General features: G+C 66.3%; 21 protein-coding genes and 1 tRNA gene. 8 read left to right on the top strand and 14 right to left on the bottom strand.

From position 1 onward, the window contains the following. Positions 1 to 7: 7 nt before the first annotated feature. From arc to LPN03_RS07525, 4 genes are all read right to left on the bottom strand, one after another. On the bottom strand, positions 8 to 1,861 hold the full coding sequence (gene arc, locus LPN03_RS07540) for a proteasome ATPase (protein WP_165180747.1): 1,854 nt from the start codon (positions 1,859 to 1,861) through the stop codon (positions 8 to 10). Between the two features lie 104 nt (positions 1,862 to 1,965). After that, positions 1,966 to 3,042 (bottom strand): tRNA (adenine-N1)-methyltransferase, encoded by a 1,077-nt coding sequence (locus tag LPN03_RS07535; RefSeq protein ID WP_165180746.1) that lies wholly within the window; start codon positions 3,040 to 3,042, stop codon positions 1,966 to 1,968. A gap of 88 nt (positions 3,043 to 3,130) precedes the next feature. Next, positions 3,131 to 4,279: a site-2 protease family protein gene (locus tag LPN03_RS07530; protein WP_165180745.1), complete on the bottom strand. Its 1,149-nt coding sequence runs from the start codon at positions 4,277 to 4,279 to the stop codon at positions 3,131 to 3,133. Further along, positions 4,276 to 5,025: an HAD family hydrolase gene (locus tag LPN03_RS07525; protein ID WP_165180744.1), complete on the bottom strand. Its 750-nt coding sequence runs from the start codon at positions 5,023 to 5,025 to the stop codon at positions 4,276 to 4,278. Before LPN03_RS07525 ends, LPN03_RS07530 begins: the two co-directional genes overlap by 4 nt. Positions 5,026 to 5,130: 105 nt before the next feature. Here LPN03_RS07525 and LPN03_RS07520 point away from each other — a divergent pair, with 105 nt between their 5' ends. Further along, positions 5,131 to 6,021 (top strand): PAC2 family protein, encoded by an 891-nt coding sequence (locus LPN03_RS07520; protein WP_165180743.1) that lies wholly within the window; start codon positions 5,131 to 5,133, stop codon positions 6,019 to 6,021. Positions 6,022 to 6,044: 23 nt separating this feature from the next. On the opposite strand, the gene mshC is transcribed toward LPN03_RS07520, so the two are convergent. Next, entirely contained in the window at positions 6,045 to 7,340 is a 1,296-nt protein-coding gene (gene mshC, locus LPN03_RS07515) for a cysteine--1-D-myo-inosityl 2-amino-2-deoxy-alpha-D-glucopyranoside ligase (RefSeq protein WP_262453787.1), read from the bottom strand. Between the two features lie 193 nt (positions 7,341 to 7,533). After that, positions 7,534 to 8,370 carry an undecaprenyl-diphosphate phosphatase gene (locus tag LPN03_RS07510; RefSeq protein WP_262453785.1) on the bottom strand — a complete coding sequence of 279 codons (837 nt, stop codon included), beginning with the start codon at positions 8,368 to 8,370 and terminating at the stop codon, positions 7,534 to 7,536. Positions 8,371 to 8,455: 85 nt separating this feature from the next. Here LPN03_RS07510 and LPN03_RS07505 point away from each other — a divergent pair, with 85 nt between their 5' ends. Further along, entirely contained in the window at positions 8,456 to 9,388 is a 933-nt protein-coding gene (locus LPN03_RS07505) for an aldo/keto reductase (protein WP_262453784.1), read from the top strand. A gap of 52 nt (positions 9,389 to 9,440) precedes the next feature. Here the strand turns inward: LPN03_RS07505 and LPN03_RS07500 are convergent, their stop codons facing one another. After that, the gene (locus LPN03_RS07500; RefSeq protein ID WP_165180739.1) at positions 9,441 to 9,713 is read right to left on the bottom strand and encodes a hypothetical protein; all 273 of its coding nucleotides are present in this window, start codon (positions 9,711 to 9,713) and stop codon (positions 9,441 to 9,443) included. A 111-nt stretch (positions 9,714 to 9,824) separates the two neighbouring features. Between LPN03_RS07500 and LPN03_RS07495 the strand changes: the two genes are divergently transcribed. Beyond that, positions 9,825 to 10,064: a DUF5703 family protein gene (locus LPN03_RS07495; RefSeq protein ID WP_165180738.1), complete on the top strand. Its 240-nt coding sequence runs from the start codon at positions 9,825 to 9,827 to the stop codon at positions 10,062 to 10,064. Here the strand turns inward: LPN03_RS07495 and LPN03_RS07490 are convergent. Further along, positions 10,061 to 11,215: an acyl-CoA dehydrogenase family protein gene (locus LPN03_RS07490; RefSeq protein WP_262453783.1), complete on the bottom strand. Its 1,155-nt coding sequence runs from the start codon at positions 11,213 to 11,215 to the stop codon at positions 10,061 to 10,063. The two genes, LPN03_RS07495 and LPN03_RS07490, sit on opposite strands and share 4 nt — an antisense overlap. Before the next feature lie 9 nt (positions 11,216 to 11,224). Beyond that, positions 11,225 to 12,529, bottom strand: a complete 1,305-nt coding sequence (locus LPN03_RS07485) for a M20/M25/M40 family metallo-hydrolase (protein WP_262453782.1) — start codon at positions 12,527 to 12,529, stop codon at positions 11,225 to 11,227. A gap of 194 nt (positions 12,530 to 12,723) precedes the next feature. Here LPN03_RS07485 and LPN03_RS07480 point away from each other — a divergent pair. Next, positions 12,724 to 12,806: transfer RNA gene (locus LPN03_RS07480), tRNA-Leu, on the top strand. Between the two features lie 72 nt (positions 12,807 to 12,878). Here LPN03_RS07480 and LPN03_RS07475 read toward each other — a convergent pair. Then, the gene (locus tag LPN03_RS07475) at positions 12,879 to 13,364 is read right to left on the bottom strand and encodes a hypothetical protein (protein ID WP_165180735.1); all 486 of its coding nucleotides are present in this window, start codon (positions 13,362 to 13,364) and stop codon (positions 12,879 to 12,881) included. Between the two features lie 188 nt (positions 13,365 to 13,552). Between LPN03_RS07475 and LPN03_RS07470 the strand changes: the two genes are divergently transcribed. After that, positions 13,553 to 14,083, top strand: a complete 531-nt coding sequence (locus LPN03_RS07470; RefSeq protein ID WP_165180734.1) for a sigma-70 family RNA polymerase sigma factor — start codon at positions 13,553 to 13,555, stop codon at positions 14,081 to 14,083. Continuing rightward, on the top strand, positions 14,080 to 14,814 hold the full coding sequence (locus tag LPN03_RS07465; protein WP_165180733.1) for an anti-sigma factor family protein: 735 nt from the start codon (positions 14,080 to 14,082) through the stop codon (positions 14,812 to 14,814). Before LPN03_RS07470 ends, LPN03_RS07465 begins: the two co-directional genes overlap by 4 nt. A gap of 15 nt (positions 14,815 to 14,829) precedes the next feature. On the opposite strand, the gene LPN03_RS07460 is transcribed toward LPN03_RS07465, so the two are convergent. From LPN03_RS07460 to LPN03_RS07445, 4 genes are read right to left on the bottom strand one after another with little or no spacing between them, the layout of a single operon-like run. Then, on the bottom strand, positions 14,830 to 15,411 hold the full coding sequence (locus tag LPN03_RS07460) for a hypothetical protein (protein WP_262453781.1): 582 nt from the start codon (positions 15,409 to 15,411) through the stop codon (positions 14,830 to 14,832). Between the two features lie 49 nt (positions 15,412 to 15,460). Beyond that, complete coding sequence (locus LPN03_RS07455) at positions 15,461 to 16,444, bottom strand: MaoC family dehydratase (protein WP_262453780.1); 984 nt, start codon at positions 16,442 to 16,444, stop codon at positions 15,461 to 15,463. A 2-nt stretch (positions 16,445 to 16,446) separates the two neighbouring features. Then, complete coding sequence (locus LPN03_RS07450) at positions 16,447 to 17,850, bottom strand: 3-oxoacyl-ACP reductase (RefSeq protein WP_262453779.1); 1,404 nt, start codon at positions 17,848 to 17,850, stop codon at positions 16,447 to 16,449. A 5-nt stretch (positions 17,851 to 17,855) separates the two neighbouring features. After that, entirely contained in the window at positions 17,856 to 19,178 is a 1,323-nt protein-coding gene (locus LPN03_RS07445; RefSeq protein WP_262453778.1) for an acetyl-CoA C-acetyltransferase, read from the bottom strand. 64 nt (positions 19,179 to 19,242) lie between these two features. Here LPN03_RS07445 and LPN03_RS07440 point away from each other — a divergent pair, with 64 nt between their 5' ends. Together LPN03_RS07440 and LPN03_RS07435 are read left to right on the top strand one after the other, a co-directional pair. Beyond that, the gene (locus tag LPN03_RS07440) at positions 19,243 to 19,953 is read left to right on the top strand and encodes a TetR/AcrR family transcriptional regulator (protein WP_262453777.1); all 711 of its coding nucleotides are present in this window, start codon (positions 19,243 to 19,245) and stop codon (positions 19,951 to 19,953) included. A 51-nt stretch (positions 19,954 to 20,004) separates the two neighbouring features. After that, positions 20,005 to 22,080 carry an acyl-CoA dehydrogenase family protein gene (locus tag LPN03_RS07435; protein ID WP_262453776.1) on the top strand — a complete coding sequence of 692 codons (2,076 nt, stop codon included), beginning with the start codon at positions 20,005 to 20,007 and terminating at the stop codon, positions 22,078 to 22,080. Positions 22,081 to 22,173: the final 93 nt, after the last annotated feature.

Below are 22,173 nucleotides of genomic sequence, written 5' to 3'. Positions count from 1 at the left end.
ACAGCGCTCACAGGTACTGTCCCGTGTTCCTGACCGTCTCCAGGGTCCGACCCGGCAGCTGGCCTTCCTTGCTTTGGACAATGGTGCGGATGTAGGTGATCCTTTCGCCCTTCTTGCCCGAAATCCTTGCCCAGTCGTCCGGGTTGGTGGTGTTCGGCATGTCCTCGTGTTCGCGGAATTCATCCACCACGGCCCGGAGCATGTGCTCAATGCGGATGCCCTTCTCACCGCTGAGCAGCAGGTCCTTGATGGCATACTTCTTGGCCCGGTCCACCACGTTTTGAATGACGGCGCCGGAGTTGAAGTCCTTGAAGTAGAGCATTTCGGTGTCGCCGTTGGCGTAGGTGACCTCCAGGAATTCATTGGACTTGTCCGTGGCGTACATGGCCTCCACGGTGCGCTGGATCATGGCCGCCACCGTTTCCGCCAGGCTGCCGTTGTTGGCCTGCACGTCAAAGTGGTGGAAGGGCAGCTCGGTGGTGACGTACTTGGCGAAGATGTCTGCAGCGGCCTCGGCGTCGGGCCGGTTGATCTTGACCTTCACATCCAGCCGGCCGGGGCGCAGGATGGCCGGGTCAATCATGTCCTCCCGGTTGGAGGCGCCAATGACAATGACGTTGTCCAGCCGCTCCACGCCGTCGATCTCGCTGAGCAGCTGGGGCACGATGGTGGTTTCGACATCGGAGGACACGCCCGTGCCGCGGGTGCGGAACAGCGAGTCCATTTCGTCGAAGAAGACCACCACGGCGCTGCCGTCGGAGGCCTTTTCGCGGGCGCGGCTGAAGATCAGCCGGATCTGGCGCTCGGTCTCCCCGACGTATTTGTCGAGCAGTTCCGGGCCCTTGATGTTCAGGAAGTAGCTCTTTTGGTCCTTGACGCCGGAGCGCTCCCGGGCCCGCTTGGCCAGCGAGTTGGCCACCGCCTTGGCAATAAGTGTCTTGCCGCAGCCCGGAGGGCCGTACAGCAGGATCCCCTTGGGCGCCTTGAGCCCGTGCTCGCGGTAGAGGTCCGGGTGCAGGAAGGGAAGTTCGACGGCGTCGCGGATCTGTTCGATCTGAGACGCCAGCCCGCCGATGTCCGAATAGGAAATGTCCGGCACTTCCTCCAGGATCAGGTTCTCCACTTCGGAGCGCGGAACCTTCTCCAGGGCATAGCCAGTTTTCCCGTCAATGGTCAGGGCATCGCCCACGCGCAGCTTTCCGGCCATCAGGGCGCCGGAGAGCCTCACCACGCGTTCCTCGTCGGCGCGGCCCACCACCAGGACACGGTCGCTGCCCATAAGCTCCTTGACGGTGACGAGTTCGCCAACCCGCTCATATCCCAGGCCGGCAATGATGATGAAGGCTTCGTTGAGCAGCACTTCCTGCCCCACCCCGAGTTCCCCGATCCGCAGCAGCGGGCTCAGGCCCACGCGCATCTTCCGCCCCGACGCGTAGACGTCAACGCTTTCCTCCGTCACGGCGGCGCCACCCGCTGCGCCAGACCTGGCGGCAGGCGTTGAGGGCTTGCGGGGGTTGAGCGCCAGGACGGTGCCGAATCCGTACGGCGGCTGGCCGTCATTCTCGAGCGCGGCGCGGAGTTTGAGGATTTCCGTCTTGGCCGTTTCCAGCATGGTGGTCAGCCGGGAGTTGTTTTGGGTGGCCGAGGACAGCTGCCGGTCCAGGTTGCGGGCCTTGTCCCGGAGCACGTTGAGCTGGCGCTCCAGCACGGCAAGCTGGCCGGGCCCGGCCGCGTAGGGCGCCGAGTACTGCGGCGCCGCCGGCGGCACCGGCTCAGCACCGGTGGGGTGTGCCGCAGTGCCGCGGCCTTCGGAGGGGCCTGAGGCCCCGGCATCCGGCAGGTTGTTGATCGCATCGCCCATGATGTTGTGTCCTTCCGCAAGGAACGGGTGGTGCATCGAGGGACGGGTGCACCACCGCCCTGTGCAGTTGGCCGTTTCGTGGCCAGCTGCTCCTACTATCGACCTTAGTGCCCCGGGGCGCCACCGCCGGTTTCGGCGTCGGTGATCTTGCTCTTGGTGCCCCTGGTTTGTACTGTGGACGCAGCATCGCGGGCTGCCCGGCGCAGCTTGCGGTCCGAAACAGCGCGCTCCCCCACGGCCTCGGGTGTCCAGGCGCTGAGGTCTTCCTCGGTGAATTCAGCCTTGGCCTTCTTTTTCAGGTTAAGCCCTGTTACGCCGTCGGCCAGGCGCCGGGTGACCATCAGGAAGCCGGTGTGGGCCACCATCCGGTGGTCCGGGCGGACGGCCAGCCCCTCCAGGTGCCAGCCCCGCACCATGGACTCCCAGGCATCCGGTTCAGTGAAGCGGCCGTCGGCGCGAATGGCTTCCGCCGTGCGGGAGAGCTGGGTGACGGTGGCAACATAGTTGATCCACACTCCCCCGGGGGCCAACACGGTGGCCACGGCGTCCAGGCATTCCCAAGGGGCAAGCATGTCCAGGACCACGCGGTCCACGCTGCCCGGAGCTTCCTGGGCCACCACTTCATCCTGGAAGGAACCCAGCGAAATCCGCCATGCCGGGTGCGGTCCGCCAAAGATGGTCTCCACATTGCCGCGCGCGATGTCGGCGAATTCCTCCCGGCGTTCAAAGGAGTGCAGGTAGCCCGAGTCGCCCACCGCGCGCAGCAGGGAGATGGAAAGCGCGCCGGAGCCGACTCCGGCCTCGACCACGCGCGCACCGGGGTAAATGTCCGCCATGGTGATGATCTGGCCGGCGTCCTTCGGATAAACCACTGCGGCCCCGCGCGGCATGGACAGCACAAAGTCCGACAAAAGCGGTCGCAGCGCCTGGTAGAGCTGGCCCACGTTGTTTTCCACCATGGAACCCTCGGCCTGGCCGATGAGGGAGTCGTGGTTGAGGAATCCCTTGTGTGTGTGGTACGCCGTGCCGGGAGTGAGCGTGATGGTGTTCATGCGGCCGCGCTCGTCCGTCAGCTGGACCCTTTCGCCGGCGCGGAACGGGCCGCGGCGGGCGGCGGCACCATGCGGCAGGGTGGTTCCGGCGTCTTCCTGGAGGGTGCTGGTGGGTTCGGTCTGGCTCATGCGTGGTGTCCTAACGGGCGAAGAGGTGCGTGAAAAGTGATGGAGGTGCTGTCAGGTTTGTGGACCGGCCTGGACGGGGACTGCACGGTCATTTGCCGGTGATGGCCGCGACTACCCTGGCCTGGCTGAGCAGGCCCGTGACCCTGCCCTGGTCATTGACCACGGCGTAGTCCTTGTCCGGCAATTGGGAAAGGTATTGGACCAGTTCGGCCCCGGACGCCGTTTCGGGAACATGGGCCCCGGAGGTCAGGGAACGTGCCACGGCAGGAGCCAGCGTGTGGCCGGCAAGGTTGGGCGGCACGTTCGCCAGGGCGTGTTCATCCACGACGGCGGCGGGCCGGCCGTCGGCGGAGCACAGGACGATGGGCACGCCCGGATACTGTCCCCGCAACGACCACAACTGGGCCACGCTGCAGTCGATCGAGGCGCTCACGGCCGGGGCGGCAAGCCGGCTGGCCGTGATGGCAGGCAGCCTGAGGCGGATGGCGGCGCCCTTGATGGAGGCTGAAGCTCCCATCCACAGGAAGCCCGCCAGCAGCACAACAATGAACGTGTTGGTGAGATCGGGCTGGGACCCCTGAAGGTACGGCAGACCCAGGGCACCCACCACCAGGAGGACCACGATGACCCGGCCGGCCCAGCCCGCCGCCACAGTGCCTTTTTCCTGGTTGCCGGTGGCCTTCCAGACAATGGACTCCACCAGGCGCCCGCCGTCCAGGGGTAGCCCGGGAAGTACGTTGAACGCGCCAATGAGCACGTTGGCCCACAGGAAGATGTTTGTCAGGAGCAAGGCAATGGCGCCGGCCCGTGAGGTGGGCATCTGCAGGGACAGCATGAGCGGATAGGCGGCCGCAGCGAGCACAAAGTTGCCCACGGGACCGGCAAAGGCAACCACCAGCGCGCGTCCGGGCGTGGCCGTGCTGAAATCAAATTCCGTGTGCCCGCCCCAGAGGTTGAGCACAATTTTGTGCGTGGGCCAACCATACATCTTGGCGGCCAGCGCATGCGCCAGTTCATGGACCAGCACGGAGAACAGCAACAGGACGGCGTACGCGAAGGCCACCAGGTAGGCTCCCGCACCCAGGCCCGGATAGCCGTTCTGGAGTTGCGGGCCAAAGACCAGCACGGTGAACCCGGCAATCAGGTACCAGGAATTGGCGAGAATGATGGGTGTCCCGCGGACGGAACCAAGCACCAGGCCTTCGCGGCGGGGCCGCGTTCCGGGGGCGGCGCTCACAGGGCGGCCCCGTTCATGGTGCTGCGGGCAGCGAGCGCCCGGGCAACGTCGTCGTACGTCTTGCCGTCCAGCGTGTCCCAGGTGGTGCGGCGTGCGTCCTCGGGCAGGGGGACTACGTGCGGGATGGCGATTGTGGCCAGGTTGGCGGCCAGTGCGGAGGTGACGCCGGGGATGGAGTCCTCAAAGGCCACGCAGTTGGCGCCGGTCAGGGACGGGTCCGCCTGGCGGAGGCGTTCGACGGCGGCGAGGTACGGTTCCGGGTGCGGCTTGCCGTTGGCCACCTGGTCACCCGTGACGAGAAATTCCAGGTACGGCCCGGGCAGCGCCCGCGCCACCTCGCCGGCAAGATTGAGCTCGCTCATGGTGACCAGCACGCAACGCACACCCCGCGAGTGGAGTTCGGCCAGCAGTTCCAAGGCGCCGGGACGCCAGGGCAGCTGGTGGCGAATCTTGTCGATGACGGCGTTGGACAGCGTGTCCACGATGGCGCGGACGGGGAGGTCCACCCCTTCGCGCTGGAGGATTTTCGCCGTCGTTTCCAAGGCGTTGCCCACCAGCTTGCTGGACTGTTCAAGGTTCCAGGACCCCCCGTGGGCGGTCACCAATTCGATTTCCGCCGCAATCCAATACGGTTCGGTGTCAACAAGGGTGCCGTCCATGTCCCACAGGGCGGCTTTGAGTTCGGGCAGCGTGCTGGCGGCTGCAAGGGGGCTTGATTGCAGGGCGGAAGCAGACGGTGAATGCATGCCCCCAGTCTACGGGGGAAGCCTGTACGTAACTTTTGCGCCACGGTCCGGGTGAATTTTCCGCGGTGCTGTGGCGCACCTCGCGGCCCGACGTAGGCTTGAGCCGTGAGCAGTGACAACGATGGGAAAGCAAGCGAGAGCCGGCACCTGCTGGAGCCGGCGGCCGGGGACGAGCGTGTCACGGTGCTGCTGGCGGCCTTCGAGGGCTGGAACGACGCCGGGGAGGCGGCCAGCGATGCGCTGAAGTACCTGCACCGGCTCTGGGGCGCCAAGCGGGTGGCCGTCATCGAGCCTGACGATTACTACGACTTCCAGTTCACCCGCCCCGAAGTGCGCCAAACTCCCACAGGCGCCCGCAAGATCAAGTGGCCTGTGACGAAGATCGCCAAGGCCACCATTCCCGGCACCGCCGTTGATGTCATCTTTGTCCACGGCGTGGAGCCCTCCTACCGCTGGCGGGCGTACACGGCCGAACTGTTGGCCCGTGCAGCCGCACTTGATGTCAACTACGTCCTGCTGGTGGGCGCCTTGCTGGCGGACGTGCCCCACTCCCGGCCCATCCCCGTCACAGCCACCTGCGACGATGCCGAGCTGCGCGAGCGCTTGGAGCTGGAAGCCTCGGAGTATGAAGGCCCCATCGGCATTGTGGGAGTGCTGAACGAGCTGGCATTGCTGGCCGGGCTGCCCACGGTGTCGCTCTGGGCGGCCGTGCCCCACTACGTGGCCCAGGCGCCATCCCCCAAGGCGGAGTTGGCCCTGCTGAACCGCATTGAGGATTTCCTGCAGGTTTCCCTGCCCACGGGAGAACTGGCCGACGACGCCCTCGCGTGGGAGCGCGGTGTCAACGAGCTGGCGGCGGGTGACCCGGAAATTGCCGCCTACGTCCGCCAGCTGGAAGAGGCGAAGGACACCGAGGACCTGCCCGAAGCCACCGGCGAGTCAATCGCCAAGGAATTTGAGCGGTACCTGCGCCGGCGCGGCCGCGAACAGCCCTAGGCAGCTGCGCGGCCGTAGTGGGGCTACAGCTCCACGCCGAGGAGGGCCTCAACTGCATCAGAAACCAGCGCCTCGTCACGCCCCGACGGTTCCGGCGCCCCCGGAGCTGCTGAGAGGGCCTGCTGTGCCCAATGGTCGACGGCGGCCAGCGCCCTGGGTGCGTCAAGGTCGGCTGCCAGCGCGGCCCGTACCTCGGCCAGCAGCGCGGTGGCGCTGCCTTCGGGTGCCTGGCCCACGGCCTTGCGCCACAGCGAGAGCTGGTGCTGGGCGTTGCTGAGCAGCGAATCCGTCCAGCTCCAGTCGGAGCGGTAGTGGTTGGCGAGGATGGCCAGGCGGATGGCCGCCGGTTCCACGCCGTCGGCCCTGAGCTTGGAGACCAGGACCAGGTTGCCGAGCGACTTGCTCATCTTTTCCCCGTCCAGGCCCACCATGCCCGTGTGTGCGTAGTGCTGGGCCATTTGGACGTGGCTGAGCGCGAAGGCGTGTCCGGCACCCATTTCATGGTGGGGGAAGATCAGGTCTGAGCCGCCGCCCTGTACGGTGAAGGGCTCCGGCAGGAAGCGCTGGGCGATGACGGTGCATTCAATGTGCCATCCGGGGCGGCCTTGGCCCAGGGCTGCCCCGTCCCAGTGCGGCTCGCCGTCGCGGGCCACGCGCCACAGCAGGGCGTCGAGCGGGTTGCGCTTGCCGGGGCGGTCCGGGTCTCCGCCGCGCTCTGCAAAGACGGGAAGCATCTCTTCCGCCGTGAGTCCGGAGACCTGGCCCAGCCACCACGGGCCGTCGATGCTGTCGCCGTGGGGTGCCGCCGAGGCAGCGTCGACGGAGAAGTAGATGTCGCCGTCGGGCTCGCCGCCGGTGCCGGGAACGCTGTAGGCCAGGCCCGCATCCACCAATGACTGGATCTGCGGCACAATCCACCCGATGGCCTCGACGGCGCCAATGTAGTGGTCGGGCGCAATGACATTGAGCGCTTCCATGTCTGCCTGGAACAAAGCTGTTTGCTGCGCCGCCAGTTCACGCCAGTCGACGCCGTCGCGAATGGCGCGCTCCAGCAGGGGATCGTCCACGTCCGTTACGTTCTGGACGTAGGCCACCGTGCGCCCGGCGTCGCGCCAGGCCCGGTTCAGCAGGTCAAAGGCCACATAGGTGGCCGCGTGGCCCATGTGGGTGGCGTCGTAGGGGGTGATGCCGCATACATAGAGGCTGGCCGACTCTGCGTCAGGCAGCGCTGTGACACGGTTCTGGGTGGTTTCATGCAGGAACATTGCCGGCATGGTGCCGGGGAGTTCAGGAACAGGGCGGGACTTCCAAGTTTTCACGGGACTAAGCCTAACGCCCGAGGGGCCCCGAACGAGCGCAGCGAGTTTGGGGAGGGCGTTAGGCGCTAACGCCCGAGGGGCCCCAAGTGGGGGCCCACGGCGGCGAGGGCCCCGCGGCGAGCTTGCGAGCGGTGGGAGCCGCTGGGGAGCAGCGAGTTTGGGGAGGGCGTTAGGCGCTAGCGTCCTCCTTGCCTTATGCCGTGATGATCCCGAAGCCGAGCAGCATGTAGAGGGCCAGTCCCAGGGCGATGCGGTACCAGACGAACGGGCGGAAGCTTTTGGTGGAGATGAACTTCAGGAACCAGCCGATGATGAGATATCCCACAACAAATGCGATGACGGTGGCCAGGGCTGTCTGCCCGAGTCCAAACGGCCCCTGGGCACCTTCGTGCTTGCCGAAAATCTTGTAGAGCTCATAGAAGCCGCTGCCAAACACGGCCGGGATGGCCAGCAGGAATGAATAGCGGGCGGCGGCTTCACGGGTGTATCCCATGAGCAGGCCGGCCGTGATGGTGCCGCCGGAGCGGGAGACGCCTGGAATGAGGGCCAGGGCCTGGGCCAGGCCATACAGGATGCCGTGCTTGTATGTCAGGTCCTTCAGTTCCCGCTGCTGGGGGGCAACGGCGTCAGCCACCGCCAGGATCAGGCCAAACACAATGAGCGTTGTGGCCACAATCCACAGGTTTCGCAGCGAGGTTTCGATGTAGTGCTGGAACACCACTCCGAGGAGTGCTATGGGCACGCTGCCAATGATGACCAGCCAGCCCATGCGGGCGTCCGGGTCATTGCGGGGCACCTTGCCCCGGAGGGATTGGTACCAGGCCCCGATGATCCGGACAATGTCACGCCAGAAAAAGACGACGACGGCGGCTTCCGTGCCCAGCTGGCTCACGGCGGTGAAAGCAGCGCCGGGGTCCTCGCCGGACGGCAGGAACTTGCCCACCACAAATAGGTGGGCGCTGGAGGAGATGGGGAGGAATTCTGTCAAGCCTTGGATGAGGCCCAGGAAGGCCGCTTCGAACCAGTTCACGGGGCTTAGCCTATGGCATGATCGCTGCGGCCAACGTCGGCCACGCCGAAAAATGAACCTCCCGAGGCCCCGTAAGCTTGCAGTTATGGAACAACGATTCGTGGGCACCAGCGGACTGCGGGTTTCCGCACTGGCCCTGGGAACCATGACCTGGGGCAGGGAAACCGACGAAGAGGCCGCCAAGGAGCAGCTGTGCGCCTTTATGGAGGCCGGTGGCACCACGGTTGATACCGCGGTGAGCTACGTTGAGGGGCGCAGCGAGGCGATCCTGGGCGAACTCCTTGGGGACGTGGTGCCGCGCAGTGACGTGGTGCTGGTTTCCAAGGCCGGGGTCAGCCACCGTAACGGCAAGCGCATGGTGGACACGTCCCGCCGCGCAATGCTCGCCAGTCTGGACGCCACCCTGGCCAGGCTTGGCACCGACCACCTGGACCTGTGGCTCGCCCACATCTGGGATGAGAATGTTCCCTTGGAGGAAACCTTGAGCGCACTGGACCTGGCTGTCTCCACGGGCCGGGCCAGGTACGCGGGCGTGTCCAACTACAGCGGCTGGCAATTAGCCCGGGCCGCGACCCTTTCCGACACGGCGCTGGTGGCAAACCAGGTGGAATACTCACTGTTGTCCCGGGGCATTGAGCGCGAAGTGCTTCCTGCGGCGGAACATGTGGGAAGCGGCGTGATGTGCTGGGCGCCGCTGGGCCGCGGCGTGCTCACGGGGAAGTACCGAGGGCAGATTCCTGCAGATTCCCGCGGCGCCAGCGAAGCCATGGGCAGCTATGTGGAGCCGTACCTCAAGGGACGCCCCAGCCGCATTACGGAGGCGTTGGTGACTGCCGCCAAGGGGTTGGGCCGCGCCCCTTTGGATGTGGCATTGAGTTGGGTGCTGGACCAGCAGGGCGTGGCAGGGGCCGTGGTGGGACCGCGCACGCCTGCGCAGCTTGAGAGCATCCTGGAGTCGTCACTGGAGCCGCTGCCGGAACAGATTTCAGCCGTCCTGGATGAGGTCTCGCACCCGTAAAGCTGTCTACTGGGGCGTAGGCGGCCTGCCAGGACCCCGCAGCCGTCAGCTCTCAGCCGTCAATGGGGTCGAGGTCGTCATCGACGTCCTCGTCCGAATCGTCGTCATCGCCAAATTCCTCATCCTCGCCATAAATGACCAAAGGGGTCACTTCCTCAAAGGCGTCGAAAAGGGCTTCTTCGTACACTTCAAAGGCGTCGATGATGCCCAGGAAGGTTGCTTCCACGATGGGATCTTCGTCACCCCGGCGCGCGGAGGCTGCCACGAGGTGTTCCTCCAGGGCGGTGGTCAGGGCATTCAATGCTGCGCGGGGATCAATGCTCATGCGTTTGACGCTACCAGTGTGTCCCCCAACTTGAAAGACCTTTTCGACCGTTCCGGGGGTAGCTTTAATGGTGGGAACAGCTTCAGCCCAAACAGGGCGGAATGGAGGGCCATGAAGGAAGTTCTCAGGCCCGCGCGCACCGGCGCGGGAGCACCACACCGGCAGTACGAGTACCTGATCCTGTCCGTCCGCCCGGACGAGCCTGTGCCGGTGGCCTACCAGCGTCTGCGTGAACACGCCGAGTACGGCAAGTGGGAACTGGAACGGACCCGGCTCTACATCGGGGGCAGCCGGCAATACTGGCTGCGCCGCAGGGTGTTCCGCGTGGAGCGCACGCTGGACGTCTTTTAGTCCTCCACCTGTCCCAGCCAGGCGTTCGCCACGGTTCCGTGCGCGGACTCGTCGTCCGAGGGATGGAAAATCCCGGCCAGCACATCGCGGTACAGGCGCCCCAGTTCATTCCCGGCAAAGTAGCTGCCGCCTCCGGAGACGCGGATCATGAGGTCCACCACTGTCCTCGCGGTTTCCGTGGCGCGAATCTTGAGCCCGACCATTTGCGGGAACCACTGCGCGCCGTGGTTGGCCAGGGAGTCAATGTCCCTGGCCACGGCGTCGAGCTGCGGGTAGAGCCCGTCCATCGCGATGGCGGCATCGGCAATCCGCCAGCGAATGTCCGGGTCCTGGGAGTAGGCCTTTCCCGTCTTCTTGGACCTCCGCAGCTGCACGGTGTCCACGCCGATCTGCAGGGCCCGTTCACCAATGCCCGTGTAAACGGCCGCCAGGAGCGTTTCAAAGCAGGCAAAAATGGCAAAGATCAGCGGGTCGGCATTGGGTCCCACGGGAAGCTTGCGGAAAACCCGCTCTGCCGGGGCCACAACGCCGTCGAGCACGGTGGTGTTGGACTGGCTGGCGCGCATGCCCAGCGTGTTCCAGTCGTCCTTGATGGTGTAGCCCGGTGTTTCCCTGGTGATGAAGGCGTGGACTAGTTCCGGCGCCTCCCCCGTCGTGTCCTTGCCGAAGATGCCCAGCCTGGTCCAGGCCGGCGACAGCGAGGTGAAGATCTTGGTGCCCGTGAAGGAATATGCGCCGCCGGGCAGCGGGCGGGCCTCGGTGTTCGAGTCGAAGAGCACCGAGTCGTTGCCTGCCTCGGAGTTGCCAAAGGCAAACACTTCCCCTGCCACTGCCTCTGCCAGAACATACTGCAGGGAATCATCGCCGCGTTCATGCAAAAGATGCGCGACGCCAGTCCACACCAGGTGCATGTTGACCGCCAGGGCCGTGGCGGGCGCTGCCGTCGCCAGCCGGCGTTGCGCCCGGGCCGCCTGTTCCAGCCCAAACCCGAGGCCGCCGTCGGCCTCGGAGGCAAACATGCCCAGGTAGCCCCGGGCCTTCAGCTCGGCCAGGTCCTCGTGGAAAAACTCGTTGCGCTCGTCATAGCCCTTCGCGCGGTCGCGGAAGCGCTCCAGCAATTCCGCGGGCAGGAGTTCATTGAGGTCCGTCATGGCCGTTCCTTAGTAGTTGGTGAGGAGCCTGTCCAGCACGCGCGCGCCAAATTTCAGCGACTCGGTGGGCACGCGCTCGTCCACGCCGTGGAACATGCCGGTGAAGTCGAGCTCCGGTGGCAGCTGCAGCGGGGCAAAGCCGTAGCCGGTGATGCCCAGGCGGGAGAGGGACTTGTTGTCGGTGCCGCCGGAGAGCGTGTACGGCAGGACCGTGGCGCCCGGATCCTCAGCATTCAGGGCGTCCACCATGGCATCCACCAGGTTGCCGGCAAACGCCGTTTCGAGGGCCACGTCGTCATGTTCTACAGTCACAGCAACTCCGGTGCCGGCGAGCTCGCGGACCAGTTCCAGGACTTCCTCGTGGCGGCCGGGGAGCGTGCGCACGTCGATGAGCGCCTCCGCTGTGCCCGGAATCACGTTGGCCTTGTAGCCGCCGGAGAGCAGCGTGGGGTTCGCCGTGTTTTGCAATGTGGCGCCCACAAACCGGGCTACGGTGCCCAGCTGGTCCAGCAAAGCCTGCGGGTTCCCTTCATCAAATTCGACGCCGGTCAGTTCCGAGACGCCTTCCAGGAACTGGCGGGTGGTGGCCGTGTACTCGATGGGCCACTGGTGGCCGCCGATCCGGGTGACCGCCTGGGCGAGGCGGGTCACGGCGTTGTCTGTGTTGATTTGGGAGCCATGCCCGGCCCGTCCGTGGGCCGTGAGGCGGAGCCAGGCCAGGCCCTTTTCCGCGGTTTGGAGCAGGTAGGCCCGCTTGCCGCCGATGTCGGCGGAGAAGCCGCCAACCTCCGAAATTGCCTCGGTGGCGCCGTCGAAGAGGTCCCTGCGGTTGTCCACCGACCAGCGGGCGCCGTAGGTGCCGCCCGCCTCTTCGTCGGCGAAGAACGCGAAGATGATGTCACGCCGGGGCTTGCGGCCGTCCCGGGCCATCGACCGCATGACTGAAAGGATCATGGCATCCATGTCCTTCATGTCCACGGCTCCGCGGCCCCAGATCAGGCCGTCCTTCTCCTCGGCCCCGAACGGATCGACGCTCCACTCGTGGGCCAGTGCGGGGACCACGTCAAGGTGCCCATGCACCACGAGGGAAGGCAGCGACGGGTCGCTGCCTTCCAGGCGCGTCACCACGTTGGCCCGGCCAGGTGCCGATTCGTAGAGGTCTGCGGACAGCCCCACCTCGGAGATGAGGGCGGCCACGTGTTCGGCGGCGGCCCGCTCCCCCGGCCCCTCATTTGTGCCAAAGTTGGTGGTATCAAAGCGGATGAGATCCTGGCAGATGCCGACGACTTCGTCTTCGGCCCGGAGGGTGTTCACGGATTGGCTCCTTATGGATTTTGGCGTCCATCCCAGCCTACCGCCGCAGCGCGAAGCGAGCAGTGGCGGCACCCCCCCGCCGGCCGTGAATTACCCGATTGTTGTTTCCCGTAAAAGCTGTGCTATCGTATTTCTCGCTGCTTCGGGAGCCAACGATTCCTCCGAAAGGAAGAAGAGTGCTCCCGCAATCACCTGCGCGGGTGGCGGAATGGCAGACGCGCTAGCTTGAGGTGCTAGTCCTGGAAACGGGGTGGGGGTTCAAGTCCCCCTCCGCGCACAAACAAGGCCCGGAAGATCACAACTGATCTTCCGGGCCTTTTTGCTGCCTGGAACTGCCCGGCGCTGCGCCTCAGCCGAGCACCCCTCCCCAGACAGCGCGGGAGCCGGCTTCCCCGATGATGGCCACGTCCGCGAGCACGCCGGCGCAGGCGAAGAGCACAGCTGCCGCCAGCACGAAGGTTGCGGCCCAGCCCAAGCGCCGGCCGATCTTCCGGGCCAGAAGTTGCGGCACCGACAGGCGGTGCCAGAGCCATGCCGCGACTGATGCCCCGCAGAGAGCCCAGGCCCACGGCAGCAGTGTCCGGCCGTCGTTGGCGTGGGCCACGATGGCGGGAGTGTTCGCCACCCGCACCAGCAGCCACTCCCCTGCGCGCTGGGTAAGAATGACCAGGGCAGGCGTGAGCAGGCCCAACACCGGCGTGGCCAGCCCCAGCCGGCGCCGGGCCCATGGCCACGTCATTGTTGCTGCGGTGCACAGGGCAGCCAGCGGAAGCATCACCACCACGGCGTGGACCAGGAGGATGTGCAGTGGAAGGCCGTCGAATTCATAGTTCATGGGATCGCCCCGGGCAGTGATTGGGTTTGGGTCGCATGGGTCCCTCCGCATGGAACCCACAAACAAATGACGCACTGCGGCCGCACAAGGTTCACCGGACGGAATTAAAATGAACCAGGAAGGGTGCTGTTTCGTCTAAGGGGTGGAGTGGAGCTGCGGCCCGGTTTCCGGGCCTGAAAGGTGTTGACATGGACCAGCAAGCGCGCACCGGGACCCCGGCACGCGAGGAGGCGATGCGTGCGCTCCACCATGACTTCGCCCCGCAGCTGACGCGCTTCGTCCAGCGGCTGACCAGGGAAGGGACGGTGGCCCAGGACGTGGTTGCGGAAACGCTGTTGCGGGCCTGGGAGCACCCGGAGGTGCTGCAGCGCAGCGAACCGGCCCTCCGTGCCTGGTTGTTCACCGTGGCCCGCCGCCTGGTGATTGATGATTGGCGCAGTGCGCGGCACCGCCGGGAGATTGGCACGGACCAGCTGCCGGAACAGCCCGGGCCGGATCAGACCGACAGGATTTTGGATGCCTGGCTGGTGGAGGATGCCCTGCTCACCCTGACCCCCGAACACCGGCAGGTGATCCGCCTTGCCTACTTTGACGGACAGGACACCCGCACCATCGCTGACGCCCTCGGCCTGCCGGACGGCACTGTCAAGTCACGGCTTCACTATGGCCTGCGTGCCCTGCGGCTCGCGTTGGAAGAGAGAGGGGTGAGCAGCCGGTGAACACCACGCCTTCGGAGCTTGACCCGTACGCCTCCTGGGATGCCGCCTATGTGCTCGGTTCCCTGCCGGCGTCGGAGCGGCACGACTACGAACAGCATGTGGCGGCGTGCCGGCGCTGCCGCGACCGCTTGGCTGAACTGTGCGGCCTCCCCGGCTTGCTGGCCCTGGTGGGACCGGACACCCTGGACCCCGACGGCCGCCCGGCCCTGCCGAACCCTGCACCCTACGCCGTTTTCGCCCGCAAGGCACGACGCCGGCGGGCCGGCCAGGCGGTGGCGGCAGCTGCCGCCGTGCTTGCCTTGGTGGGCGGCACGGCCGCCGTGACCGCCAGCCTCCAGCCCGCTGAAGCGCCGCCAGCTGCACAGGCGACCACCACACCGGACAGGGCCGCAGTGCAGCTGGCCTTCAGCAGCACCGGGCAGCAGCTCCTGGCGGCCCGCGGCCAGGTGACGCCCGAACCCTGGGGCACCCTGTTGGAGTGGACCTGCAGCTACAGTGCCGCGGGTGCCGAAGCCGATGGCACTGCCTACGGCAACACGGCTGCTCCCGGGGTCTATGAACTTGTCGTTGTGACGACGGCTGGCGAGCAGGTCTCCGTGGCGACATGGAAGGCAGGTCCGGGCAGCGTTGTCTCGCCCGTGGCAACCACCACCATCCCGGTTGGCTCGATCAGGGAGGTGTTGATTCGGGACCAGGCATCACCGGCACCATTGCTGCGTGCCGGTCTTTAGCAGCCGTTCCCGGCTTTAGTAGCCTTGCCCGGTATAGGGGCTGGGACTTGGGGACTGTGAGGAGGACACCTTGCGCCCGTCGGGCCCAACAACCCACCAGGCGGCGCCGAATCCCTGGTTCCCCTGCCCGGAGGTGTCGCCGGGCTTGGCGTCAGCCGCATAGGTGTACAGCGGCAGCCCGTTGAGGGTGAGCTGCCGGGTGCCGTTGGGCAGCGTGATGGTGCCTACCGTGCCGGTGACGCCGGTGGCCTGCGGCGTCCCCGCCGTGGCCTTGACGGGGGGCCAGAATGTCAGGCAGGGTCCGGTGCACGCACTGGTGCCGGAATTGGCGGCATCCTTGTCGAATACGTACACCGTCATGCCCTGCCCGTTGACCACCACCGTTCCCAGGGACGTCTGCCCCCTCCTTAGCGCGGCGGCCGCCCGGCCCGGACTGGGGGAACTGGGACTGGGCTGGCTTCTCATGCCCTGCACCGGGTTGGCCGGGCTCGAATGGCTGTCGCCGGCGGCCGGGCCGGCAGCGTTGCCTGAACACCCTGCCAGCATCAGCATTCCTGCGGCGGCAGCGGCTGCCAGTTTTCCGCATTGCCAATTCATGATGACCACTCCCTTGCGCTGTGTGGCAGCAGGGAGCTGCCACACCCGTTCAACGCAGCGGCGCGGCCCCGGGTTCAGCTCCGGTCACGGGAATTGGCTGCCCAACCGTGGTTCGTGGAACAGCGGCACCCGCCACCACACTCCCCCGGAAATGCACCCTGGCGCTGTGTGCGTTCCAGGCGGTGAACTCCGAACCCTGCCAACCGCCGTCGTCGGCGAAAGTGTCGGCGATGTGAAGCGACACCTGGGCCGGAAGGAAGATGGGTGATTCAAAGGAGATGTTCCAGCTGAAGTGGTCAGGTTTGGGCGAGCCGATGTCAGCCAGCACCCGCGCCGCAGCGTACATGCCGTGGGCGATGGAGCGGCGCAGGCCCAGCGCCCTGGCGGAAAGGACGCTGAGGTGGATGGGATTGAAATCGCCGGACACCGCCGCATAGGCACGGCCGGTGTCCACGCCGAGCTGCCACCGGGCCGTGGGCTGCGGTGGGGCGAAAATGGCCCTGTCCCCCGTGGCGGGACCGTTGCCCGGCTTGTCCAAATCCGGCAGGTAGATGCCCTTGGCCAAGTAGGTGGAGACCCCGCGCCACAGCAGCTTCACGCCGTCGTCGCTGCGAACCTCCGCCACCAGCTGGACCTGGGTGCCGCTGCGGTGCCCCTTGAGCTCGCGAGCCCAGGCGCGGATGGACAGGACATCGGTAAACCGGACGGGGGCCAGGTGCTCCACAGCGTTGTCGAGGTGGACCATGCCCAGCAGCGGCAGCGGGAAGTCGTCCTGCACCATGACGCTCATGGCCACGGGAAAGGCCAGCGCATGGATGTAGCCGGACGGCAGGACATCCCGGGCCGGTTTGCCCATGAGGTGCTGGAATGCGGTGAGCTTGGCCAGGTCGGCCTGCACGCCGCGGACTTCCACGGCGCGGGCCGGCAGGGCCGCCACAGGCGTGGTGCGCAAAAGCCGCTGCTTTGCCGCCGTGGCCGCCGCATTGAGATACAGCTTGGAAAGCAGAGGCATCTCCGTGAGTTGCTGGTCCATGGCTACTGGCCCACCAGGTTTTGCCCGCACACCCGCAGGATGTTGGCCGTGACGCCAGCGGCGGCCGCCTGGGCAAAGTAGGCCACTGCCTCGGCCACGTCCTCAGGCTTTCCGCCCTGCTGCAGGCTGTTGAGCCTCCGGGCAACTTCCCTGGTGGCAAACGGAATCTTGGCCGTCATGTCCGTCTCAATGAATCCGGGCGCCACGGCGTTCACCGTGCCGCCCCGCCCGGACAGCAGCGGCGCCGTGGCCCGGACCATGCCGATGACGCCCGCCTTGGACGCCGCATAGTTGGTCTGGCCGCGATTGCCGGCAATGCCGCTGGTGGAGGCCACGCTGATGATGCGCGGATGGGAAACAAAGTGGCTGCTGGCCAAAAAGGCCTGGTTCATGCGCAGTTGGGAGGCAATGTTGACTGCCACCACCGAGTCCCACCGGCCGCTGTCCATGTTTGCCAGCAGCTTGTCCCGGGTGATGCCGGCGTTGTGCACCACAATGTCAAGCCGGCCGTGCCGCTGGGCTGCGTGGTCCAGGATGCGCCCACCCGCCTCGGTGGCCGTGACATCCAATTGCAGGGCGGTGCCGCGGACTTCGTTGGCCACCTGGGCCAAGTGGTCCCCGGCAGCGGGCACATCCACGGCAATCACCTTTGCCCCGTCCCGGGCCAGGGTGCGGGCAATGGCTGCCCCAATCCCGCGTGCGGCCCCGGTCACGACGGCGACCCTGCCGTTAAGCGGCTGTCCCCAGTCCGCTTCGGCGGCTTCCGGGGATTCGGCGGTGCCTTGACCAACTGGTTCGCCGGTTGCGGAGGCCGTGAGGAATTGCCCGTCCACAAAGGCTGAGCGGGCGGAGAGGAAAAAGCGCAGGGCGGACATGGCGCTGGGCGAGTCGGCGGCGATGCCATTGGCCAGCAGGACCCCGTTGGCTGTGGACCCGCCGCGCAGTTCCTTGGCGAGGGAGCGCATGATCCCGTCGATGCCCTGGCGTGCGGCGGCAACTTCCGGCGAGTCCTCGGCCAGCGCGGGGCGGGAAATGCTGACCACCCGGGCATTGCGGGCCAGGTCCCGCAGCGAGGATCCTGCCTCGCGCAACGGAGCCGAAAGCTGGTCCGGATGTGCCAGCTCGTCCAGCACCAGCACCACCGCGCCGAGCCTCTCTTTGGGCGTTGCGTGGCGCCGCACGTCCTGGTCCCATCCGAGCAGCACGGCAGCAACGGCGTCGGCTCCCTCGGAGTGTCCGAGCACCAGAACCGGGCCTTGAACCAGTGGCGCCCCCGGTTCATAGCGCCGCAGGACGGCCGGCTGGGGCAGGCCCAGGCGTTTGGCCAGGTCCTTGCCCAAGCCGCGGCTGACGAATTCCGTGTACCTGTCGGATTGCACCTTCATGGCGCGTGTGCCCTCTCCCATAATGGTTACCTAGCCTCCAGCAGCGCCACCACGCCCTGGCCGCCTGCGGCGCAGACTGAAATTAGTCCGCGCGCCGGGCGCCCGTCGACGTGGCCTCGTTCGTGGAGCATCTTGGCCAGTGTGGCCACCAGCCGTCCGCCCGTGGCGGCAAAGGGGTGGCCTGCAGCTAAGGAGGAACCGTTGACATTGAGCTTGTCGCGGTCCACGGAGCCGAACGCGCCGTCGAGGCCCAGCCGAGTCTTGCCGAAGTCCTCGTCCTCCCAGGCAGCCAGGGTGCTCAGGACGGTGCCGGCAAAGGCCTCGTGGATTTCAAAGTAGTCGATGTCGGCCAGCGTCAGGCCGTTGCGGGCCAGCAGGCGCGGCACGGCAAACGCCGGCGCCATGAGCAGTCCATCCTTGCCGTGGACAAAGTCGACGGCGCCCGCCTCGCCGTCCACCACATTGGCCAGCATGGGCAGTTCGTGGGCAGCTGCCCAGTCTTCCGAGGCCAGGAGCACGGTGGATGCTCCGTCCGTCAGCGGGGTGGAGTTGCCCGCCGTCATCGTGGCGGCCTCGCCCAGGTTGCGCCCAAAGACAGGCTTGAGGGTGGAGAGCTTCTCCATGGTGGAATCGGCGCGCAGGTTGGAATCCCGGCTCAGGCCGCGGTAGGGCGTGATCAGGTCATCAAAGAAGTGGCGGTCATAGGCGGCGGCAAGGTTCTTGTGGCTGGCCAGGGCCAGTTCGTCCTGGGCGAGGCGGCTGATTTTCCACTGCGCCGTGGTCAGGGCCTGGTGTTCGCCCATGGACAGGCCGGTGCGGGGTTCCCCGGTTGACGGGGCGTCCGGGGAGAGGTCCTTGGGGCGGATGCGGGCGAGGATCCGCACCTTGTCCACGGTGGTCTTGGCCCGGTTGAGGTCCAGGAGGATGGCGCGCAAGCCCTCGCTGACGGCGATGGGTGCATCGGAGGCTGAATCAACGCCTCCTGCAATGGCTGAGTCCAGCTGGCCCAGCTTGATCTTGTTGGAGAGCCCGATAACGGCCTCCATGCCGGTGGCGCAGGCCTGTTGAAGGTCGTATGCCGGGGTGGTCGCCGAAAGGGCCGAACCCAGCACTGCTTCGCGGGTGAGGTTGAAGTCGCGGGAGTGCTTGAGCACGGCGCCGGCAGCCACTTCCCCAATGGTTTCGTCCTGCAGGCCGAAGCGGGCCACGAGTCCGTCGAGGGCGGCCGTGAGCATGTCCTGGTTTGACGAGTGCGCGTAGGCGCCCCCTGCCCGTGCGAACGGTATGCGGTTGCCGCCGACAACGACCGCCTTGCGGACGCCGGATGCGGGTGTGGTTGCTGCATTCATGGAGCGTTCTCCTAGGGATGGCCTGCGGTTACTGATACCCAGCGTACCTGATACGCTGGGTATCGTGAACACGGTACAGAACGGACAGGCCACCCTTTCCCCTGCCCCTCACCTTGCCGCGCCCGGCCCCACGGTGGACGGGCGTTCAGTGAGGTGGGAAGCGCACCGCGAGGAACGCCGTCGTGAGCTCATCAGGGCCACCCGGCGGGCCATCCACCACCTTGGTTCCGATGCCTCCATGGAAGACATTGCCGTCAACGCCGGAACCTCAAAGTCGGTGTTTTACCGCTACTTTGGCGACAAGGCCGGGCTTCAGCTGGCGGTGGGCAAGGTGGTGATCGGACAGATGCGCGAAACCATCGTGGCGGCGGGAAAGACTGCCCGCACGCCGCGGGAAGGGCTTGTCAACATGGTTGAGGCCTACTTGCAGATGGCTGAGACGTCACCCAATGTTTACGCTTTTGTCACGGCCCCCGTTCCGGCGCCAACAGGTGGCGGCACCTTGGAGGCGGGGGAACTCAGCGGTTTCTTCGACGCCGTCACGGCCATGATTTCCGAACCCCTCCGCGACATCCTCGGGGACTCCAATTCGCCGCTGCTGGGTTACTGGCCCACGGCGGCCATTGGCCTGGTCCGGACGGCGGGCGAGCTGTGGCTCAACACTCCGCCCTCCCCAGCCAGGCCCGGACACGCCGCCATGGCTGAACAGATGGCCGCCTGGCTCTTTGACGGAGTGTGGCGCCAGGTTGCCCCTGCGGCTTCGCCGGTACCGTAGCCCCCATCTTCAATTCCTCCCCGTCCAACAATTTCAAGCAGAAGGATTTTCATGACTGACGTACTGACACCCTCGGCCAAGGCAGCCCACGACGACGGCGCCGCGGTTGACGTCGAAGTGCTCGGCAGGGTGCTCCTGGGAAGGTGGGCCGAGGTCCGCCTCCAGGCACGCTCACTGGCCGGCATGCCCGAACTGCACAAGGTGGAGGGCCTGGGCCATGTCGAACACCGCAAGCGCGTGTTTGGGCAGATGGGCATCCTGGTGGAACAAAACGGCGTCCACCGCGCATTTCCCGAGCGGCTGGGCGGCGAGAACGACCACGGCGGCAATGTGGCAGGTTTCGAGGAACTGGTCATCGCCGACCCATCACTGCAGATCAAGGGCGGCGTCCAGTGGGGCCTGTTTGGTTCCGCAGTGCTGCACCTTGGCACGGCCGCCCACCAGGACAAGTGGCTGCCCGGCATCATGTCACTGGAGACTCCGGGTTGCTTTGCCATGACGGAGATTGGCCACGGCTCCGACGTTGCCTCGATTGCGACCACTGCCACTTATGACCCGGCCACGGAAGAGTTCACCATCAACACGCCATTCCGCGCGGCGTGGAAGGAATTCATCGGCAATGCGGCCGTTGACGGGCTGGCCGCCGTCGTTTTTGCCCAGCTGGTCACCCGCGGCGTGAACCACGGCGTGCACGCCTTCTACGTTGAGCTGCGCGATCCTGCCACGAAGGAATTCCTGCCGGGAGTGGGCGGCATTGACGACAACATCAAGGGCGGCCTGAACGGCATCGACAACGGGCGGCTGCATTTCAGCAACGTGCGCATCCCGCGCACCAACTTGCTGAACCGCTACGGCGATGTTGCCGTTGACGGCACATATTCCTCGCCCATAGCCAGCCCCGGACGGCGTTTCTTCACCATGCTGGGCACCCTGGTCCAGGGCCGGGTGTCGCTGGATGGCGCCGCAGTGGCTGCGGCCAAGGTCGGGCTCACCATTGCCGTCAAGTACGCCACGGAGCGCCGGCAGTTCAATGCGGCGTCGGACACGGAGGAAGTGGTGTTGCTGGACTACCAGCGGCACCAGCGGCGGCTGCTCCCCCGCCTGGCCACCACGTACGCCGCGGCCTTCGCCCACGAGCAGCTGCTGGTCAAGTTCGACGACGTGTTCTCCGGCGCGCATGACACGGATGAGGACCGCCAGGACCTGGAAACGTTGGCGGCAGCGCTGAAGTCACTGTCCACCTGGCATGCCCTCGACACGCTGCAGGAATGCCGCGAGGCCTGCGGCGGGGCCGGATTCATGGTGGAAAACCGCTTCACGTCGCTGCGTGCCGACCTTGACGTGTACGCCACGTTTGAGGGCGACAACACGGTGCTCCTGCAATTGGTGGCCAAGAGGCTGCTGGCCGACTACTCCAAGGAGTTCCGCAATCTCGACTTCGGCGTCCTGGCGCGCTTCGTCGTGGGGCAGGCCGCAGACCTGACGCTGAACAAGACGGGGCTGCGGCAGGTGGCCCAGTTCGTTGCCGACTCCGGGTCAGCCCAAAAGTCGGCGAAGGCATTGAAGGACGAAGGCACCCAGCACGACATGCTGGCGGACCGGGTGCAGACCATGGTTGCCGCCGTGGCCGCTTCCCTGAAGGAGGCTGCCAAACTGCCGAAGGAGCGGGGCGCGGAAATCTTCAACGAACACCAGAATGAATTGATCGAGGCAGCGCGCGCCCACGCCGAGCTGCTGCAGTGGGAGGCGTTCACGGAGGCCTTGCACACCATTGACGACGCCGGCACCCGGAAGGTGCTCACGCGGCTGCGTGATCTCTTTGGCCTGACACTCATGGAAAAGCACTTGGACTGGTACCTGATGAACGGGCGGATTTCCATGCAGCGGGCCCGGGCACTTTCACCCTATGTCAACCGCGTGCTGGCCAAGCTGCGCCCCCACGCCCTGGAGCTGGTGGACGCCTTTGGTTACGGCCCCGAACACCTGCGCGCCACCATTGCCAGCGGCATTGAGCGCGAACGCCAGGACGAGGCCCGCGATTACTTCCGCACCCTGCGGGCCAGCAAGGACGCACCCGTGGACGAAAAGGTGTTGATCCACAAGGCGAAGGCTGCCGCCCGCCGCTAAGTCGCGTCAAAGCCTTCGTTGAGGTTGGAGATAACCACCTCCCCGATCGTTGAGGTTGGAGATCACCACGTGCCCGGTCGTTGAGGTTGGAGT

Source organism: Arthrobacter sp. A2-55 (genome assembly GCF_025548615.1).
GTDB classification, from domain to species: Bacteria; Actinomycetota; Actinomycetes; order Actinomycetales; family Micrococcaceae; genus Specibacter; species Specibacter silviterrae.
Note: the sequence above shows the minus strand (reverse complement) of the source record. Positions and strands in the feature narration are given on the sequence as shown.

Coding starts and splice junctions, on each gene's coding strand:
- arc (WP_165180747.1), bottom strand. CDS start 1,861: ATGGGCGATGCGATCAACAACCTGCCGGATGCCGGGGCCTCAGGCCCC.
- LPN03_RS07535 (WP_165180746.1), bottom strand. CDS start 3,042: ATGAGCCAGACCGAACCCACCAGCACCCTCCAGGAAGACGCCGGAACC.
- LPN03_RS07525 (WP_165180744.1), bottom strand. CDS start 5,025: ATGCATTCACCGTCTGCTTCCGCCCTGCAATCAAGCCCCCTTGCAGCC.
- LPN03_RS07505 (WP_262453784.1), top strand. CDS start 8,456: ATGGAACAACGATTCGTGGGCACCAGCGGACTGCGGGTTTCCGCACTG.
- LPN03_RS07500 (WP_165180739.1), bottom strand. CDS start 9,713: ATGAGCATTGATCCCCGCGCAGCATTGAATGCCCTGACCACCGCCCTG.
- LPN03_RS07495 (WP_165180738.1), top strand. CDS start 9,825: ATGAAGGAAGTTCTCAGGCCCGCGCGCACCGGCGCGGGAGCACCACAC.
- LPN03_RS07490 (WP_262453783.1), bottom strand. CDS start 11,215: ATGACGGACCTCAATGAACTCCTGCCCGCGGAATTGCTGGAGCGCTTC.
- LPN03_RS07475 (WP_165180735.1), bottom strand. CDS start 13,364: ATGAACTATGAATTCGACGGCCTTCCACTGCACATCCTCCTGGTCCAC.
- LPN03_RS07470 (WP_165180734.1), top strand. CDS start 13,553: ATGGACCAGCAAGCGCGCACCGGGACCCCGGCACGCGAGGAGGCGATG.
- LPN03_RS07460 (WP_262453781.1), bottom strand. CDS start 15,411: ATGAATTGGCAATGCGGAAAACTGGCAGCCGCTGCCGCCGCAGGAATG.
- LPN03_RS07455 (WP_262453780.1), bottom strand. CDS start 16,444: ATGGACCAGCAACTCACGGAGATGCCTCTGCTTTCCAAGCTGTATCTC.
- LPN03_RS07450 (WP_262453779.1), bottom strand. CDS start 17,850: ATGGGAGAGGGCACACGCGCCATGAAGGTGCAATCCGACAGGTACACG.
- LPN03_RS07445 (WP_262453778.1), bottom strand. CDS start 19,178: ATGAATGCAGCAACCACACCCGCATCCGGCGTCCGCAAGGCGGTCGTT.
- LPN03_RS07435 (WP_262453776.1), top strand. CDS start 20,005: ATGACTGACGTACTGACACCCTCGGCCAAGGCAGCCCACGACGACGGC.